General features: G+C 31.7%; 17 protein-coding genes. 1 reads left to right on the top strand and 16 read right to left on the bottom strand.

The features are described 5' to 3' along the window. Positions 1 to 154 precede the first annotated feature (154 nt). The 14 genes from T473_RS0103985 to T473_RS16170 all read right to left on the bottom strand — a co-directional run bounded on the left by T473_RS0103985 (position 155) and on the right by T473_RS16170 (position 12187). The gene (locus T473_RS0103985) at positions 155 to 853 is read right to left on the bottom strand and encodes a SpoIIIAH-like family protein (protein WP_024620739.1); all 699 of its coding nucleotides are present in this window, start codon (positions 851 to 853) and stop codon (positions 155 to 157) included. An 82-nt stretch (positions 854 to 935) separates the two neighbouring features. After that, positions 936 to 1499 carry a stage III sporulation protein AG gene (locus T473_RS0103980; RefSeq protein ID WP_024620738.1) on the bottom strand — a complete coding sequence of 188 codons (564 nt, stop codon included), beginning with the start codon at positions 1497 to 1499 and terminating at the stop codon, positions 936 to 938. A gap of 11 nt (positions 1500 to 1510) precedes the next feature. Then, on the bottom strand, positions 1511 to 2083 hold the full coding sequence (locus T473_RS0103975; protein WP_024620737.1) for a stage III sporulation protein AF: 573 nt from the start codon (positions 2081 to 2083) through the stop codon (positions 1511 to 1513). 35 nt (positions 2084 to 2118) lie between these two features. Continuing rightward, positions 2119 to 3309: a stage III sporulation protein AE gene (gene spoIIIAE / locus T473_RS0103970; protein ID WP_024620736.1), complete on the bottom strand. Its 1191-nt coding sequence runs from the start codon at positions 3307 to 3309 to the stop codon at positions 2119 to 2121. A gap of 53 nt (positions 3310 to 3362) precedes the next feature. After that, positions 3363 to 3743 (bottom strand): stage III sporulation protein AD, encoded by a 381-nt coding sequence (gene spoIIIAD, locus T473_RS0103965; protein ID WP_242825854.1) that lies wholly within the window; start codon positions 3741 to 3743, stop codon positions 3363 to 3365. 23 nt (positions 3744 to 3766) lie between these two features. Then, positions 3767 to 3964: a stage III sporulation protein AC gene (spoIIIAC, locus tag T473_RS0103960; RefSeq protein WP_024620734.1), complete on the bottom strand. Its 198-nt coding sequence runs from the start codon at positions 3962 to 3964 to the stop codon at positions 3767 to 3769. 28 nt (positions 3965 to 3992) lie between these two features. Then, positions 3993 to 4514 carry a stage III sporulation protein AB gene (locus T473_RS0103955; RefSeq protein WP_024620733.1) on the bottom strand — a complete coding sequence of 174 codons (522 nt, stop codon included), beginning with the start codon at positions 4512 to 4514 and terminating at the stop codon, positions 3993 to 3995. Continuing rightward, positions 4504 to 5490, bottom strand: coding sequence for a stage III sporulation protein AA (spoIIIAA, locus tag T473_RS0103950; RefSeq protein ID WP_024620732.1), 987 nt, complete (start codon positions 5488 to 5490; stop codon positions 4504 to 4506). Before spoIIIAA ends, T473_RS0103955 begins: the two co-directional genes overlap by 11 nt. A 314-nt stretch (positions 5491 to 5804) precedes the next feature. Beyond that, positions 5805 to 6917 carry an alanine racemase gene (locus tag T473_RS0103945; RefSeq protein WP_024620731.1) on the bottom strand — a complete coding sequence of 371 codons (1113 nt, stop codon included), beginning with the start codon at positions 6915 to 6917 and terminating at the stop codon, positions 5805 to 5807. A 27-nt stretch (positions 6918 to 6944) separates the two neighbouring features. Then, complete coding sequence (locus tag T473_RS0103940) at positions 6945 to 8945, bottom strand: fructose-1,6-bisphosphatase (RefSeq protein WP_024620730.1); 2001 nt, start codon at positions 8943 to 8945, stop codon at positions 6945 to 6947. A 294-nt stretch (positions 8946 to 9239) separates the two neighbouring features. Continuing rightward, positions 9240 to 9779, bottom strand: a complete 540-nt coding sequence (locus tag T473_RS0103935; RefSeq protein WP_024620729.1) for a GNAT family N-acetyltransferase — start codon at positions 9777 to 9779, stop codon at positions 9240 to 9242. A gap of 201 nt (positions 9780 to 9980) precedes the next feature. Next, on the bottom strand, positions 9981 to 10487 hold the full coding sequence (locus tag T473_RS0103930) for a nucleoside recognition domain-containing protein (protein ID WP_024620728.1): 507 nt from the start codon (positions 10485 to 10487) through the stop codon (positions 9981 to 9983). Next, positions 10487 to 11128 (bottom strand): nucleoside recognition domain-containing protein, encoded by a 642-nt coding sequence (locus T473_RS0103925; protein WP_024620727.1) that lies wholly within the window; start codon positions 11126 to 11128, stop codon positions 10487 to 10489. Before T473_RS0103925 ends, T473_RS0103930 begins: the two co-directional genes overlap by 1 nt. Before the next feature lie 21 nt (positions 11129 to 11149). Beyond that, positions 11150 to 12187 carry a M20 family metallopeptidase gene (locus T473_RS16170; protein ID WP_242825851.1) on the bottom strand — a complete coding sequence of 346 codons (1038 nt, stop codon included), beginning with the start codon at positions 12185 to 12187 and terminating at the stop codon, positions 11150 to 11152. A gap of 434 nt (positions 12188 to 12621) precedes the next feature. Here T473_RS16170 and T473_RS0103915 point away from each other — a divergent pair, with 434 nt between their 5' ends. After that, complete coding sequence (locus T473_RS0103915) at positions 12622 to 13992, top strand: hypothetical protein (RefSeq protein WP_024620726.1); 1371 nt, start codon at positions 12622 to 12624, stop codon at positions 13990 to 13992. Positions 13993 to 14163: 171 nt separating this feature from the next. Here T473_RS0103915 and T473_RS0103910 read toward each other — a convergent pair whose 3' ends face one another. Both T473_RS0103910 and T473_RS0103905 read right to left on the bottom strand, forming a co-directional pair. Continuing rightward, positions 14164 to 15714: an ABC transporter permease/substrate-binding protein gene (locus tag T473_RS0103910; protein WP_024620725.1), complete on the bottom strand. Its 1551-nt coding sequence runs from the start codon at positions 15712 to 15714 to the stop codon at positions 14164 to 14166. Further along, a complete protein-coding gene (locus T473_RS0103905) occupies positions 15707 to 16840 on the bottom strand; it encodes an ABC transporter ATP-binding protein (RefSeq protein ID WP_024620724.1) in 1134 nt (377 codons plus the stop codon). The genes T473_RS0103910 and T473_RS0103905 overlap by 8 nt, the downstream gene beginning before the upstream one ends. Positions 16841 to 16950: the final 110 nt, after the last annotated feature.

The raw sequence follows: 16950 nt of genomic DNA, 5'->3' as shown, positions 1-16950 counted from the left end.
TAAGTTAAAATCCGCTCTATTTTCATGAGGTAGATAATTGTACTGTTCTTTTTTATAAGATTGATGTAGCAATTCTTTATTTTTTTATGTGTTTACTCGATACTAAGTATCTATAATTTATAAATAAAAAAAGGGGCATAATGCCCCTCAATTTTTACTTGCTATTGTTTGTAAGTTTTATATTTTCATACTCGACATTTGCCTGTTCTGCAACTAGGTCAAATATCTTTGCTGCATCAGTTTTATCTATTTTCTTTTCATTTACTACTACATTTACTTTGCCATCGCTTATATAAACTAGGGCTTCTTCATATCCCTTTGTACTGAGTATGTTCTCTATCTTCAGCTCGGTATCTTGACTCTTAACTAAACCAAGTTTCATATTTGATGCTTCTTTTCTAGATTCTTCTGTAGTAGAAGGATTATTTATCATTTCATTTAAATCCTGAACAAGTTCGTTTCTCTGTTTTTCTCTAGTCATTTTCATATCAAGTATGTAAGTGGATTTTTTCATATTCTTTTCTGATGATAATTGCTCTTTTATTTGTTTACTTGTCTCTGTTACTTTTTCATCTATTTTGCTGTTTTTGCTATCCACTACTTGTATATCTGTTTCTTCATTCTCGGCTTCTGTATTAGCTGTTTCTTTGTTCACTGCGTCTTTAGAATCCGCTTCATCAGTTTTAGCATTTTCAGTATTTTTTTCGTATTGCGCTTGTTCGTACGCCTTAAATTCTTGTGATGTTTCAAGTAGCGACTTTTTACTAAGTTTATAGTTTACTGTACCTACAGCTATAAGCATTACTGTAAGTGATAGTACAACAAATCCTCTTCCTTTATAATTAAATTTCATTTTATTCCCCCCATATATGTAATAATAATTTATTTTTTAAACAAGTTATTTTGATTATTTTACTTAAAGACTTTAAATCTATTTATTTAGAATATATTTCAACTTGATGACCCGCTATTTGTAATGAAGTCTGAACTGCGCTATAAAGAGTTTCTTTAACTTTAGTGCTACTTGCACCGCTGGCTACTACTATTACACCTTTGATTTTCGGCTCTATGGTTTTTATTACCACAGAATCACTTGATCCAGATGTAATCATAGTTTTGTTTTCACTCGATGTAGTAACAGTTCTCTCTCCTCCCTGCGCATCCTTCTCTTCTGTCGTCTCGGTAGTTTGATTTGAATTATATGCTGGTTGAATCTCTTCACTCGATTCAAAAGTAACCATTACATCTACATCTCCAGCTCCTTCAATTTTTGTTAGTATTCTTGTCAATTTATTTTCCATATCTGCTTGATCTGAGTTCTCAGAAACACTTACATTTTCATCTGTAGCTCCTTCATCAGCTTCCTCTTTAACTTTGGAACCGTTAGGAAATACCGATAACAACACCAGAGATACTACACAAATTCCTGCTACTATAACCAGTGAGTAAAGCTTTTTCTTATCCTTTTCATTCAGATTCTTAAAAAAGTTTTTAAACATCTTTTCAACTCCTATTTATCAATATGTATTGTCTCTACTGAAACATCCAGTACTTTTACTAAATCATCTTTAAGTTTGTCTTGGTTTAGTTTTAGCTCATGTACATCTTTCTTATTAAAGACTTCTTTAGAATTTTCTTTTTCACTAGATTCTATGTTTGTCTGACTTTCTTTATTACTATTTTTCTCTTTTATTTTTATATTGTTTATCTTCGATCCATCTAATTCTATGTCTTCTAAATCATATCCATACTCATCTAGTTTGAGCTTAATAACCTCTCTTAGACTTTCTTCATATCCACTTGAGAGACTAGAAGTAGTCCCGGTCTCTTTAGCTAAATAATTTGAACTATCCTCATACTTCTTATTGTATTCATTCATAGATTTTAAAATTCTATCTTCCATACTTATATTATTGCTAAAAAAATTTACTACTGGAGTTATTACTATAAATACGAATATAAAATTTAGAACTAAATTTATATAAGGCTTTATAGAAGACTTCGGTAAAAGCATATCAACTATGTTTACTATAAATGCACCTATCAAAACACTCACTATCCACAATTTAACGCTCTCAAACATAAAATACACCTCAATCTAAACTTTAACCCATACGATTATCCCCGACCAACAACACTTATTGATGTGAGAATGGCTATTGTGACGAAAAACATTACAGATATTGCAATAACAGAAGCCAACATAATTATCATAAGATTTGCGACCTCGTTTAAGAAAGTGGAAATACTCTCTTCACCTATTGGCTCAACCGCAATTGCAACTGCTTTGTACACGACTATTACAGATATAATTTTTATAACTGGCACGATACACAGACCGATAAGTATAACAAGCCCTATACCCCCAAATATATTTTTTATAAGTTGTGACGACGAAAGTATTATATCTATAGAATCTGAAACAAATCCCCCTACAACTGGTATAAAATTTCCTACAGCAAATTTAGCAGTCTTCATACTAAACTTATCAAAGCTGGTTACATAAAGCCCTTGAATAGATACTAGTCCCAAATAAACTGTAAACATAGCCCCTATAGAAACTAGATTAAATTGTTTTATAAATGAAAACATCTTCTTTAACTTTAAGTTTTTAGATAAATTATTAATTATAAGTACTCCAAAAGCAACTATCATAGATGTAAATAAGAACTTTTTAAATACCACATTTATAAATGTTACTCCCCCTATAAATATAGGATTCAAAGTAGTCGATGTAATTGGAAAACCTATCAAGAGCAAGAAACTTATAAGTATCGGCATCATTATCTGCATAAGTGAAATAGCTCTGTCGATACTGTTGTAGCATATTTCAAGCACGTCCTTAAACCCGACCAAGGTCAGAGATACCATGGTTATAAAAATTATGTACGTTGCTATCTGGCTTACTGCCCCAGATGAGAATGAGTTGTCTAAACTTTTTAGAATAGCCGATAGGAGAGCTAGTACTAATATCACCGAAACTACCTTTAAGCTCGCTTTAAACTCATCAAATAGCAACATTTTAATGCCATCTTTACTAAATAGATCAAATATATTTTTTTCTCCCTTAAAGAGATCTTTTATAAATGTCTTCAAATCAACATCATTTAATACATCATCTTCATTTAAATATTTTTGTATTTCATTGATATCTACTTTGTCCAACTGCCCATTAATATAGCTGTCAATACTCTTTTGTGTTCCATCAAATTCACTTTGTCCTTCTGCATAACCATTTAGTGACAGTGCATTTAACAACAATAGAGTGGTTATAAAAATCAACATTAACTTAAAAAAAGTTTTTTTCATAAGTTATCTACTCCTCGCATTAGCTATAAGTATTTATATTGCACTCTCATTCTTTACGATGGAATAATACTAAGTACCATCTCCACAATAGATAATAAAATTGGAAAAGACATCGACATTACAACTATCTTTCCTCCAAATTCAAGTTTTGAGGCTATATTGTTTTCCCCACAATCCTTGCAAAGTGAAATAGCGAACTCCACTAAATACGCAATTCCTATCAATTTTATAATTAAGGATATATACATTGTAGGAATATTTGCTTTGTCTGCTAATCCCTGTATTCCCTCAATAATAAAATTGAGTTTATATACTACAGACATTAGTATTATTACGCCTGCAATAATTGCTATAAAATTCGCTATTTCAGGTCTATCTTTTTTTATTACTAAGCAGAGTGTAGTTGAAACGAGTGCAACTCCGATTAATTGCATTATTTCCAAATTATCACCACCTACTAGTAAAGTTGAAACATCGTTCTAACAGTGTTAAAAAGTGTACTTATCTCTGTTATTACAAGTCCAAGAACTATTATTACGCCGGCTAAAGTTGTAAGTCCCGTCCAGTCCTTTCTATCAGTCTTTTCTAAAACCATATTTAACACTGAAATAAGAACTCCTATACCTGCTACCTTTAGAATTAAAGTTATATCCACATTATCACCCCTCAGTAGAATTTATTTTTTAAAATAAAACTATACATACACCAATACCTACAAATGTCACTAATTTTTTGTAAAGCATCCCCTTTTTTGTTATATCTTCTTTTGTCTCACTAGTATGTTTCTTTAAATTCTCAATTGTAAGGTCTATCATCCTTTGTTGAGATTCTACATCGCTTTTTCCCAAAGTCGCAATCAATTTATTCACTTCATCTACTTCCTTAGATGCTAAATACGTATCCTTATTTAAAATACCAATATTACAGGTTAATATTTCATCAAGAGTGCCTATATCATCACTCTTTAAACCGTATGACATGCTTTTAAAAAATCTAGAGTAAACAGAAGAATCTTTATCCCCAACTCTGTCAAATATCTCTTCTAATGTGTACATTCCAAAGGATAAATCCATCCTTATTATTTCGAGAATTCTTATAAGGTCGTTTATTTGCCTGTGCCTACTTACATACATTTTATAGATGTATTCACCTATCAAATAACTACTACCTATCAGAAATCCTATTAGCATTATTTTAATTTGCAAAATACCATCTCTTTTCTACTAGATCATATATTTTTTCTATTGTTCCCGCCCCATTTTTTGCGGAGAGTATTATAGCTTTTTTAAATAGCTCTTCATCAAGCAGCCTGCTTAGCTCTCTTCTATTTTTTATATCTTCAATAGAATCCCCATGTACAGTTGTTATCAGGCTTACCCCTCCATTTAGAGCCGTGTACAATGATTTTACTTCCTGCTCACTTCCTATTTCATCTGTAACTATTATATTAGGCGACATCGATCTAAGTAACATAGTTATTCCAAGTTCTTTAGGGCATGTCTCAATTATGTCTGTCCTAATTCCAACGTCCATTTGTGGAACCCCTAAATACGATCCAGCTATCTCATTACGTTCATCTATAAGCGATACTTTCATACCATGAAATCCCAGCTGTTCATTTCCATTGCTTAAATTTCTAACTATATCTCTCAAAAGAGTCGTCTTCCCACATTGAGGCGGAGATATTATTATTGTATTGTTTACTTTGTTTTTTCCTACTACTATATATCCTAATATCTTATCAGCACATCCCTTTATCTCCCTTGAAACCCTTATATTTAAAGATGATATGTGCTTGATATTCTTTACTTGTCCATTTTCAACTATTACTTTTCCAACTAATCCAACCCTATGTCCTCCGCTAAGTGTAATAAATCCTTTTTGTATATCGTCCATAAAAGAGTGTATTGAGTACTTGCAAATTATTTGAAAAGTCTGCTCCACATCCTCCTTTGTAACTATATAAGGATTTATCGGATAGATACTTAGACCCTCTGTATCTACATCGTAGAAATAGTCTGTGTTGTTTGCATTCAATATAAGCGGTTTATTAGCTCTTAATCTTATCTCTTCTATTTCAAAATTTCCTGTAATTCTTACATCTTCTCTAGATATTTTTTCTATCTTTTCTCTTATGTGTGGCGACAGTGATTTGATTATTTCTCTTGGCAATTTATTCATTCCTTGTCCTCCTCTCTTGTTTATATAATTCTATTTTTACATGTCCTAAAATATAACCAGAAATTTTAATGGAGCATAAAAAAGGTAGAAATCTCAATATCAACTACTGAATCAAAGCCTAATGACTTTATCATTCCAATTGATATAAAATTCCTACATATATTAATTTAATCGTTTTCCAAAACCTCAGGAAACACTTCAATTAATTTTTCAGAAAACGTATCTAACTTTTCAAAAAACTTTAGATAACTCGAACTATAAAAACCCCTAAATTACAATTTAATTGTAATTTAGGGGTTTTTGCTAAAATAATTTTATATAATTGGCTTTTTAGAGTTACCTCTTACATCGATATTTATTATCTCAGAAACTTCATCCCCTCTATATCCAATAACATAACTTGTCATATTTAAACAAGAACAAGAGTGGTTTGGTATTATCTCTATTTTATCGCCAATACTTAAGTCGGTGTCGCCTTCTATTTGTATTTTTCCAACTTCTTCAGATAAGCCGATTACGCTTAATTCATCGCGTCCCTTAACTCTTCCGAATCCAGTTATTAAAGCACTGCCATGAGCTCCTTTATCTAGTCCCAAACACTTACTTCCAACATCTACTATAAATAGATTTTCACTTGGCCTTGATATTATTGTCCCAAGAACAGTCAGAGAACAATCTTCTTCTTTACATACATCTAGTGACAACTGAATATTATCGTAAAACACATAATTTCCTGGTCTAAGTACACCCAAAGCTTCATCGTCTACAACATCAAAGAATGTAGGCGTACTTCCTGAAGCAACTACATCTACATCAAAATCATTTTCCAATAGTGCATTTTTAGCTGTTGACATAGCAGCAATTTCCTGTCTTGATATTTCTGCTATTTCACTACCAGAAGTGATTCCATAGACATGACCTGGGTGAGTACTTATACCAATTAACTTTAAGTTTTTAAACTCTGATAATTTCTTTGCTAACTCTACACAGTCTTCTGGAAGTACCCCTAGTCTATTAAGTCCTGAATTTATTAGAATAAAGTACTCAAAAGCAGAGTTTAATTCTACTAACATTTTATTCCATATTTTTGCACTTTCTACGTTGTCAAAACTAAGTATAACTCTTCCCTGTTTTGAAAGATCTATTACTCTTTTTATATCAACTGGATTAGCTATCGGATATGGAAAAGTTATTTCTTTTACTCCAGCATTCATAAAAGATTCAGCTTCATCCACAGTTCCTACTAAAAGACCTTTAGCTCCATACTTAATTTGCATCTTTGCTATCGCAGTTGATTTATGAGTCTTCGTCATAGGCCAAAGCTCTTTTTTGTTTTTGTCGCTCAGCTCCTGAACAGTTTTTATATTATTCTCTAGTGCATCTAAATTTAATATAAAATTCGGTGTAGACAATTCTTTGATTTTCATAGACTTTATCCCCTTTTTAAATTATATTTAAACTAAATTATCTTGGCCTGATTTAATTAACCCCTTTTTGTAAGCCAAAAGTAGTAGTTTTAAGTCGTCTATTTTCTCCTGAATAACTTCCCCATCATCTGTATCTCTGACCATTTTTCTACTGGCTTTATGCTCAACTACAGCAGTAGTTGAAAGTATATCGCTCTCATTTTCTATAGCTTCTTCTGCAGAGCTAAATGGCTCATGTGACACTAGCTGCAGTGTTCTTGAGTTGTATATAAGTGTATAACCAGCAATACCAGTCTTTCTCTGGTAAGCTCTAGAGAAACCTCCATCTATTACTAGAATTCTTCCATTGGCTTTTATTGGGCTTTCCCCTTTTTTACTTTCCACTGGAACATGACCGTTGATTATATGGGATTCCTCGTAGTCCAAGCCAAATTCATCAAATATACTTCTACAAACTTTTTCGTCTTCTCTAAGATTGTAATACGGATTTTTCTTTTCTTTATGTGATTCTTTATCATCTATAAAATATCTCTCAAATGTCGTCATATCGTCTTTTCCAAACAGTGAAGAACATTTACCAGTCCACATATACCACATCATATCCATACCGTATTGCTTGTTTGGGCATCTCTTCTGCATAAAGAATCCTTCTCTAATTGTAGACTCCATTTTTAACATTAGTTCTTTTCCCGAGAATTCTTCTCCTTTTATAGTCATAGGCATAAAACTTCCATCTTCATTTAATGGTACGCATCCATGTATTAGCAGATTTGAGTTTGCTCTTAAATATATACTTCCTTTTGTAAAGAGAAAAGAAATGTGTTTTTGGAGCTTCTCACTTCCTTTAAACGAAGTTGCTAATCTCTCCATTACCATATTTTCTTCTTCAGATAGTCTATATGGATCATTTTTATCTATTGTAGGGAAATTAGTATCGTTTAACTCGTAAGTCTTGCCCTTTAAATTTATTGTAGACAAATCGTAGTCTATCATATCCAGCAGAAGCCTATTGTCCATTTCAAACTCTGGTCTTCTTTTGATAACTTCTCCCTCGAGTTTAAACTGAATTATACTTATAGCCTTGTGCATTTTAGCCATTAAATACTTTTCCCTAGTTGTAAAGTTTTGATCGCTTATTTTCGGCATAAATTGATCACATGGATCGTCTTTATAAGTATCTAGTGAAAATGTAGCTAGAGGAAGAAGATTTATTCCGTAAATATCTTCTAGTATATCTAAGTTTGCATACCTAGCAGAAATCCTAAGGGCATTGGCTATACAAGTCTTCTCTCCAGCAGCAGCCCCCATCCAAAGTATATCGTGATTTCCCCACTGTATATCTACAGAGTGATGCTCCATAAGTTTGTCTACAATTATATCGGGTCTAGGCCCCCTGTCATATATATCACCTATAACATGTAATCTATCCACTACAAGTTTTTGTATAACTGTAGATATGTCTATTACAAATTCCTTAGCTCTATCGACTTCTATAATTGTCTCTACTATGCTTTTAAAGTATTTTTCTTTATGTTCACTCTTTATATCTTCGTGTAATAATTCTTCTATTATATATTTAAATTCATCAGGTAAAAGTTTTCTAACTTTTAGTCTCGTGTATTTACTAGAAGCGTATCTACAAAGTTCAATAAGTCTGTATATATTTAGTCTGTAGAATTCCTCCATATTAGTCTCTTGCTCTATTATAAGGTCTAGTTTTTGCTCAGGATAGTACACTAATGTAGCTAACATCTTTTTTTCTTTTTCAGATAGTGTTCCTGCAAAAAGCTCTTCTATTTTTCTTTTTATAACTCCAGATCCATTTTTTAATACGTGTACAAAAGGCTCGTATTCACCGTGTAAATCGGTTACAAAATGCTCAGTTCCTTTTGGAAGATTTAGAGTTGCTTCTAGATTTATTACTTCTGCACTAGCTTCTGAAATGCTAGGGTAAGTCTTTGATAATAATCTCAAATATTTAAGTTTGCTGTTCAAATACTCGTAAGATATATTAGACAACTTTTTCATTTTATTCCTCCAAATTATCTTAGAAATTTATTAGTTTTATGTATTGATTATATCATAAAACTCAACAACAACATAATTCTAAAATTCTTTAATTAACACAACTGCAGTGATTTAAATATTCATATTTTAAACTCATTAATATAATTAGAATAATAAATATTCTTTATTTATTATATTAAATATTGGTTTTTACGATAAATTTATACAAAAAACATCAAAAAGACTAGATATATATCTAGTCTTTTAATATCGTAATTTAGTTAATTTATTGCAAGAAAAAAATCATATATAAGACTATATGCCAAAAAGTAATGACATTCTTACTAAATTAGTGTACTTTCCACCATAAAAATTCTCTTTTTCAAGTATTGCATCTACACCAAACCCTACTTTTTTGTAAAGTTCAATTGCTTTAGTATTTTCTTCATTGGTAACAAGAGTTATTTTCTTAGTGATTCCGTTGCCCTTACACCATTCTATTAGATCTATCATAAGTTCTTTGCCAAGTCCAATTCCCCAGTACTTCTCTTTTACAACTATACCTAATACTCCAACATGCTTGCCCTTTGCCTTTTGATTAGAATCGATAGTAGCTATACTAGCTATTTCATCTCCTACAAATGCAATCAGCATTACAGAGTTTTCTGAAGACTTTGATGATTCAATACCGGACTCTGTATCAGCTAGAGACGCTTTGTATTCGCCCTTTCCAAAAGATAAAAATGGAGTCTCTCCACCCACTTCATTGTAGAAATCGATTACCGCTTGTGCATCTTCTTTTTTTCCATCTCTAATAACAACTTTAGTATCATTTTTTAAGCATATCTCTTTCATGTCAAATCCTCCTAGATTAATATGTCTCTAAAAAGATGTTATCACCAATTTCAATGGTTTACAATATAATTAATTTAGAATTTTTATTTAAAAATCAATATCAAATGCAGTTATAAACTGTATTTGATATTTTGTAAACTATATGAACAACTTTGTGCAAACGTTGTAATTTTGTATACTCAAACTTTAAAAATAATCAAATTACATAAGTCCCGATAAAGTTAAGAATAATCTCATAAGTAGCATACCTACCACTGAGTCGAATATAGGAACTAATAACAATATACCTCTATATTTTGCACTAGTATTTGCAACTAAAACTATTCTTGCATAATGTCCAACTAGTGTACCCATTAACATACACGGCATTATAAGTATTGTAGCTTGTGGAGCTGTAATAAGACCTTGAGCAAATAGATTTGCCGCCGTAGCCGCACCTGCTGCTTTTGCAAAGAATGCTGATATCAATACAACCACAGATTCTCCTGGCAGTCCAAAGATACCCATAACTGGTCCAAATACCTTACCAAATACATCGACTAGTCCTGTTAATTGTAAGAATGTAACTATCATATAACCCATTATCATGGCAGGTAGTATTTGTTCTACACCTATATAAAATCCTTTTTTTGCACCGTTCATAAATATCTCAACGACAGACTTCCTTGGTTTTTTATTCTCAACTACATTTCCTGCTTGTTGAGTCATTATGCAACACTCCCTTGCTTTTTATTTTTTATATTGATATAAAGTCTTATTAAATTCGCACCTAATAACTTACAGAATATCTCTATTAAGATTATTGGACCAACTGCCATAAGTGCTATTGGAAGTAAAGGTGCCTGTGTATTAATAGTATTAAGTATTACGGCTGAACCTGCATACTGATATGCTACGAATATTGTACGTTCATCATCTGTCAGATCTCCACTCTCAACAAGTTCTTTAGTCATTATAGAAGCTACGTCCGAACTAGTGAAAGATGATACGAAGGCTATGCCAGCAGCTCCTGGTATTCCAAGTAAAGGTCTAAGAATAGGATTAAATAGCTTTGCTGCGGCTTTCATTGCCCCCATTGTCTCAACTACATCTATAAGTCCAACTGCAAGTGATACAGTAGGAACTAATGTTAAAGCGAATAGAAATCCATCTTTAGCTCCAGTTCCGCCTTTTCCTGTAAAGTCTACTCCATCAACTATCTGTCCAAAGCTTCCTGTAAGGTTTGCGAAGTCAAATGCCTTTAAAAAACTATTTGCATCTTTGAAAACCCCAGAGAATAATACTATAAGAAAAAATAGTGACAGGTAGCCTTTCCAAGTTACGTTATTTGGCTCATTTGCTTTTTCCATATTTAATTCCCCCTACAATTTTTAGTATATAAATCTATCTAAGTTAAGTACAACTGTTGATATTATCTTTGCTCTCTCAAACATTGAATTTACAAGCGCATACTCTCTAACTGTATGATTCCATTGACCTTGAACACCAAATGCACATAGAGTGGGAACGTTTGCAATAGTCAAGTAACTTGCGTCTGAACTTCCGCCTAGTCTCTTAGATCCAAACTTCGCGAAACCGTTCTCATGGCAAACTTCATTTACAAAATCATAGAATTTCATAACATTTTCAGTAGTTTCAAAAGCCATTAATTGAGCTATGTAGCTTACTTTAGTTGTTGTACCATCTACATAAGTTTTAGCACAAATATCATTTACTTTTTGTTTTATTGAATCCATATCTTCAACTTTGTCAAATCTTATGTCTACATCTATTTTACAGTCTTTTGGTATTGCATTTGGTATTCTACCACCGCTAATAACACTTACACTCGCTGTTACACCCTCATCAAGATCTGTTAAATTTTGTATTTCTAATATCTTGTGAGCCATTTCTTCAATAGCATTTATTCCGCCTGCAAAGTCATTTCCTGCATGTGTTTCAACACCTTCTACCTCAACAACACATCCAATTCTTCCTTTTCTTCCAGTACATAAGCTGTTGTTTACTAGTGCTGTCTCCATGTTGAATGCACAGTATCCGCCTTTTGCTGCATCTAGTAATGCTTTCTCTCCTGTTGAACCTTCGTGTCCACTTTCTTCATCACCTGATAATATTACTTTTAATGGTCTTTCATCGTATCCAATTGAGTTTAAAGCCTTAATTACGTATAATGCTATTACTATTCCGCCTTTCATATCTAAAGCTCCAGGTCCATATGCCTTATCGCCTTCGATTCTAAAAGGATTTTCTCCAAAAGTTCCATTTTTGAATACAGTATCCATATGTCCTGAGAATATAACTGGTTCTTTACCTCTGTCCAATCCTAGAGTTGCAACTAATGTATTGCCGTTTGGTCCAACATCTATCAGTTCTACATCAAATCCTTCTTTTACAAATTCAGTTTTCATTCTATTGGCTACAATGTTTACACTCTGTTTGTCAGCAGTAAAACTTTCTAGGTTAACTATCTCTTCCCATAAATCAATAATTTCATTTTTTTACTGTCGATAAATCCATTAATTTCATTTAAATAATTATTCAAAATATTCACCCCTAATTGTTTAATCTTGTCTTATATTGCTATTTACTCTATTTGTCATAGTTTCATTGTCTTTTTTCTATTTTGGAAATGTTTAAAGACTAGTCTTGTATTGAGAATACCACCATTTTATTTGATTCGTCAATACTTTTTTTATTTTCTGATTTTTCGTTATTTTACATGTTCAGCTTATTAAACCACATATTTTTCTATTTATTTTCAGAAAATATTGACTCTATTTAAAGACTATTATAGAATTAATTTGGACTAGTACTTCTTGACATGTAATTAAAGGAGGAAAAAATGAAATATAGAATAGGTTTCATTACTACCGATTATTATATAAATGATTGGTTTTATAAAACTATAGATAAAATAGGCGATAAATGCGAAGTAGATCTTATTGTAGTAGATAATTTCGATTCTTACACAAAACTTATTAACATCTACAATGAAAATGTAAAGAAATATGATGCCTTTGTATGTAGTGGTGTTATAGCGTATTCAATGATTAAAGAAAGCGTTGAAAATATTGCTGTTCCAATGGATTACTTAAGGCTAGGAGATAGAGATTTCTACAAATATATATTTAAAGAATTGATTGAAGATAGGAGCTTAGATATATCTAAAATGTTCATGGATTTTTTGAGGTTGGATAACAACTACTACGATATATACTCATTGATAGACCATGAAAGGTGTCCGTATACAATTCGCGATTTTGATATTGACCAACCAGTACGCGACTTTAAAATTCTCAACGATATACTTTTGGACATTCATCTAGATTTATGGAAAAATAATAAGATAAATTTATCGATAACTAGAAACTATATACTCAGCAATATCTTAAATGACTTAGGATACAAGTGCGTATACATGTCTCCATCATCTGAATCTATACTAAATACTTTTTTAAATGTACTTAATAAATTAGAATTTGATAGATTAGATAAAAATAAACTTGCGACAGGAATTATAACAATCGACAGTGCTGAGTACAGTGATGAAAAATTTGTATTTGATAATGATGAAATTTTAGCTAGACTTTGCAGTCTAGTTTCAGATTTATTAGTTAAAAATGGTTACTACAATATGCAGGTAATTAAAAGTTCCATGAAAATTGAAATACACACTACGAAAGACACCTTGTATAAATTAACAAATGGATATAGAGATTTCTTTATCGATGATGTACTAAATAATATTTCCTACAACATAAATATCGGATGGGGAATAGGAAATACAAAGACACACTCCGAAAGCAATGCTAGAAATGCAAATATTAAATCAGCAGAACTTGGAGGTAGTTGCACTTATATCATCGATGACGCCAATCAAGTGATTGGTCCGCTTTACTCTGAAAATAAAATTATCAATGCAGCTGACAGCCTTATTGTAGATAAACTTACATCGTATATTCCACTTTCGAGTGCAAATATATCTAAAATAATGTCTGTGATTGATGAGAGAGGTACAAATGAGATTACAGCCAAAATACTGTCCGACTACTTAAATGTTACACTTAGAACTGCTAATCGCATATTAAGTATACTCCACGAGTCTGAAGTTGCAACATTAGCCAATTTAAATATTTCTAAGAAACATAGAGGTCGTCCAGAGAAAGTTTATCAAATAAACTTCTCACGTATATTAAATAAAATGAGTAATTAAATGGGATTAATTAAAAAGAGTTGCCTGAAAAGTTTGTATAAATAACTTTTTAGGCAACTCTTTTTTGATTTTTCTTAATTCTAGTTCTGCTTGAAATATGAAGAGTGTAAATATAGTTAAAATCTTTATTAACCACTTCTTTCTTCCTGTCTTTTTTTAATCCCTTTAAACCTATTTAACTAATCCTTCTTTTACTAAGAATTCATGAGCTACATCTTCTGGAGATTTTCCAAGTTCGTCTACTTGGTAATTAAGTTCTATCATAGTTTCTTGATCAACTTTATTAGACAACATGTTTAAAACTTTTTTAAGCTCTGGATATTTTTCTAAAGTTTCTTCTCTAACCATAGGTGTTGCATAGTATGGTGGGAAAAATGCCTTGTCATCCTCTAGTATTTTAAGTTTGTATTTTTTGATAAGACCCTCTGTTGAGTTAGTGTCTATTACTTGAGCCTCGTTATTTTTAATAGCTAGATATCTTAAACTTCCATCTACTGCTTTAACATCTTTAAATTTCATACCGTATAATTTTGATAATCCAATATAAGCGTCTTCTCTGTTTTCAAACTCAAGTGTACATGAAAGAATCATATCCTTACTGAATTTACTTAAGTCCGACATAGAATTTAGACCGTATTTTTCTGCGACCTCTGGTTTCATAGCAAGTGTAAATGTGTTGTTATAACCTAGAGGATCAAGCAATGTTATATTATGTTCTTTTTCCATATAATTTTTTGTTGTTTTATACGTTTTATCAGGATCTCTGATTATTTCATGATTCATTATATTCAATAATATAGTACCAGTATAATCGACATACATATCTAATTCTCCACTATCAAGAGCGTTAAATGTTACTGAAGATCCGCCTAAGTTTAACTTTCTCTCTACATTTAAATCTGTATTCTCCTCTACTAAATCAGCGTACATATTACCTAGAACTAATTGCTCTGTAAAGTTTTTTGACCCAATCGTTATCGTATCTTTTTTGCCAGATATCGCTGGAGCTATTCCCGTAACTATTATTGTTACAATAAGTATGGCGCTTACGACCTTTAAGCCTATAAAGTTCTTTTTACCCCTTTTAAGATCCAATCCTTTTGGAGTTACTGCTATTTCTATCTGCGAGAATATGTAATCTACCAAAAGGGCTAATATACATGAAGGTATTGCCCCTGCAAGTATCATACTGTTGTTTACAGTTTGAACCCCAGAGAATACTAAGTATCCAAGCCCACCTGCTCCTATAAATGCTGCAAGTGTCATTAGTCCAACTGCTGTTACAGCCGATATTCTGACCCCTCCCATTATTATTGGTAGAGCTAGTGGAAATTGTATTCTAAATAATGTCTGATTTTTTGTAAGTCCTATACCTTTTGCAGACTCCAATACTACTGGATCAATACTGCTAATACCTATATACGTATTTTTTACAATAGGAAGTAGCGAGTATATAACTACTGAAAATATAGCTGGCTTGCTTCCTATACCGAGGATAGGAACAAGTAGCCCAAGTAACGCCATAGATGGAACAGCTTGTACCAAGTTTACGAAACCTAACACTATTTTTCTAAGTTTCGGAGTCCTAGATATCAAAATACCAAGAGGAACTCCAACTATTACAGCTATTATTATCGCTGTTGCCGTTAAGCTAATATGTTGAAGAAATAACTCTATAATTTTACCTTTTTGTTGTATTAAGAAATTAAAAAAACTATCCAAGTATACTCACCTCCATCTCAAGGAATTGTTCACTCAATACTGAAATCAAACTACTTCGTGTGATTAACCCTACTAAAGTTCCCTTAGATGAGATAACAGGGATGTATCCAACTGAATTTTTATTCATGACTTCTAAGACTTCAACTAGTGTATCACTTTCATTTACATATAGAGGATCTTTTGACATTATATCTTGTAGTATAGTAGATTTATCAAAGGTAGCTTTTATATCTTTTACTGTTACTATACCAGCTAAGTGATATTCCTTGTCTACTATCAATAAACTATCTACCTTGCTAGTTCTCATTATCTCAATTCCTTGAGTAACTCTACGGTTTCCCTTAACAGATATAGGTTTTTTTATCATTATATCCTTAGCTTTTATATACTCAGGATTATCCCAAAGTCTATTTTCTCCTACAAAGTCTTTTACAAAATCATTTGCTGGCTTTCTAAGTATATTCTCAGGGGTATCAAACTGCGCTATACAACCATTTTCCATTATACAAATTTTATCTGCAATCTTTAATGCCTCATCCATATCATGAGTAACAAATATTATTGTCTTTTTTAGTTCATCTTGTAAATTGAATAATTCCTCCTGAAGTGTAGTTCTAGTTATCGGATCTAGTGCGCTAAAAGGTTCATCCATAAGTATTATATCAGCATCTGTTGCTATCGCTCTTACAACACCTATTCTCTGTTGCTGTCCACCACTTAATTCTGAAGGGTATTTGTTTAAGTACTCACTACTATCTAAATCGACCATTTTAAGTAAATCTACAGTCTTTTGCTCTATTTCCTGTATTGATTTTTCTTTCTTCAATCTTGGAATTAATTCAATATTTTCTTTAATTGTATGTGGAAACAGACCTGTATTCTGAATCACATACCCAATATTCCTTCTTAAATCGATAACATTTTGCTTTGAAATAGGTTTATCGTCAATATATATTTCTCCTGATGTTGGTTTTATTAATTTATTTATAAGCTTTAGCGTTGTTGTCTTTCCACAACCACTAGATCCTATAAGAACAACCAACATTCCCGTATCTATCGATAGTGAAATATCCTTTAATATAGTTTTTTTTCCAATTTTTTTCGTTACATTTTTTATCTCTATCATATAAAATCATCTCCTCTTGCTACTACAAACAACTTTGTTTAATAATATAAGTTGTTTAATTGATTATAACATAATGAGTTAATTATGCAAATATAAGCAAGGTAATACAT

The sequence above is a fragment of the Clostridioides mangenotii TR genome (assembly GCF_000498755.1).
GTDB lineage: Bacteria > Bacillota > Clostridia > Peptostreptococcales > Peptostreptococcaceae > Metaclostridioides > Metaclostridioides mangenotii_A.
The sequence above is the reverse complement of the archived record's forward strand: the minus strand, read 5'-3'. Positions and strand labels throughout refer to the sequence as shown.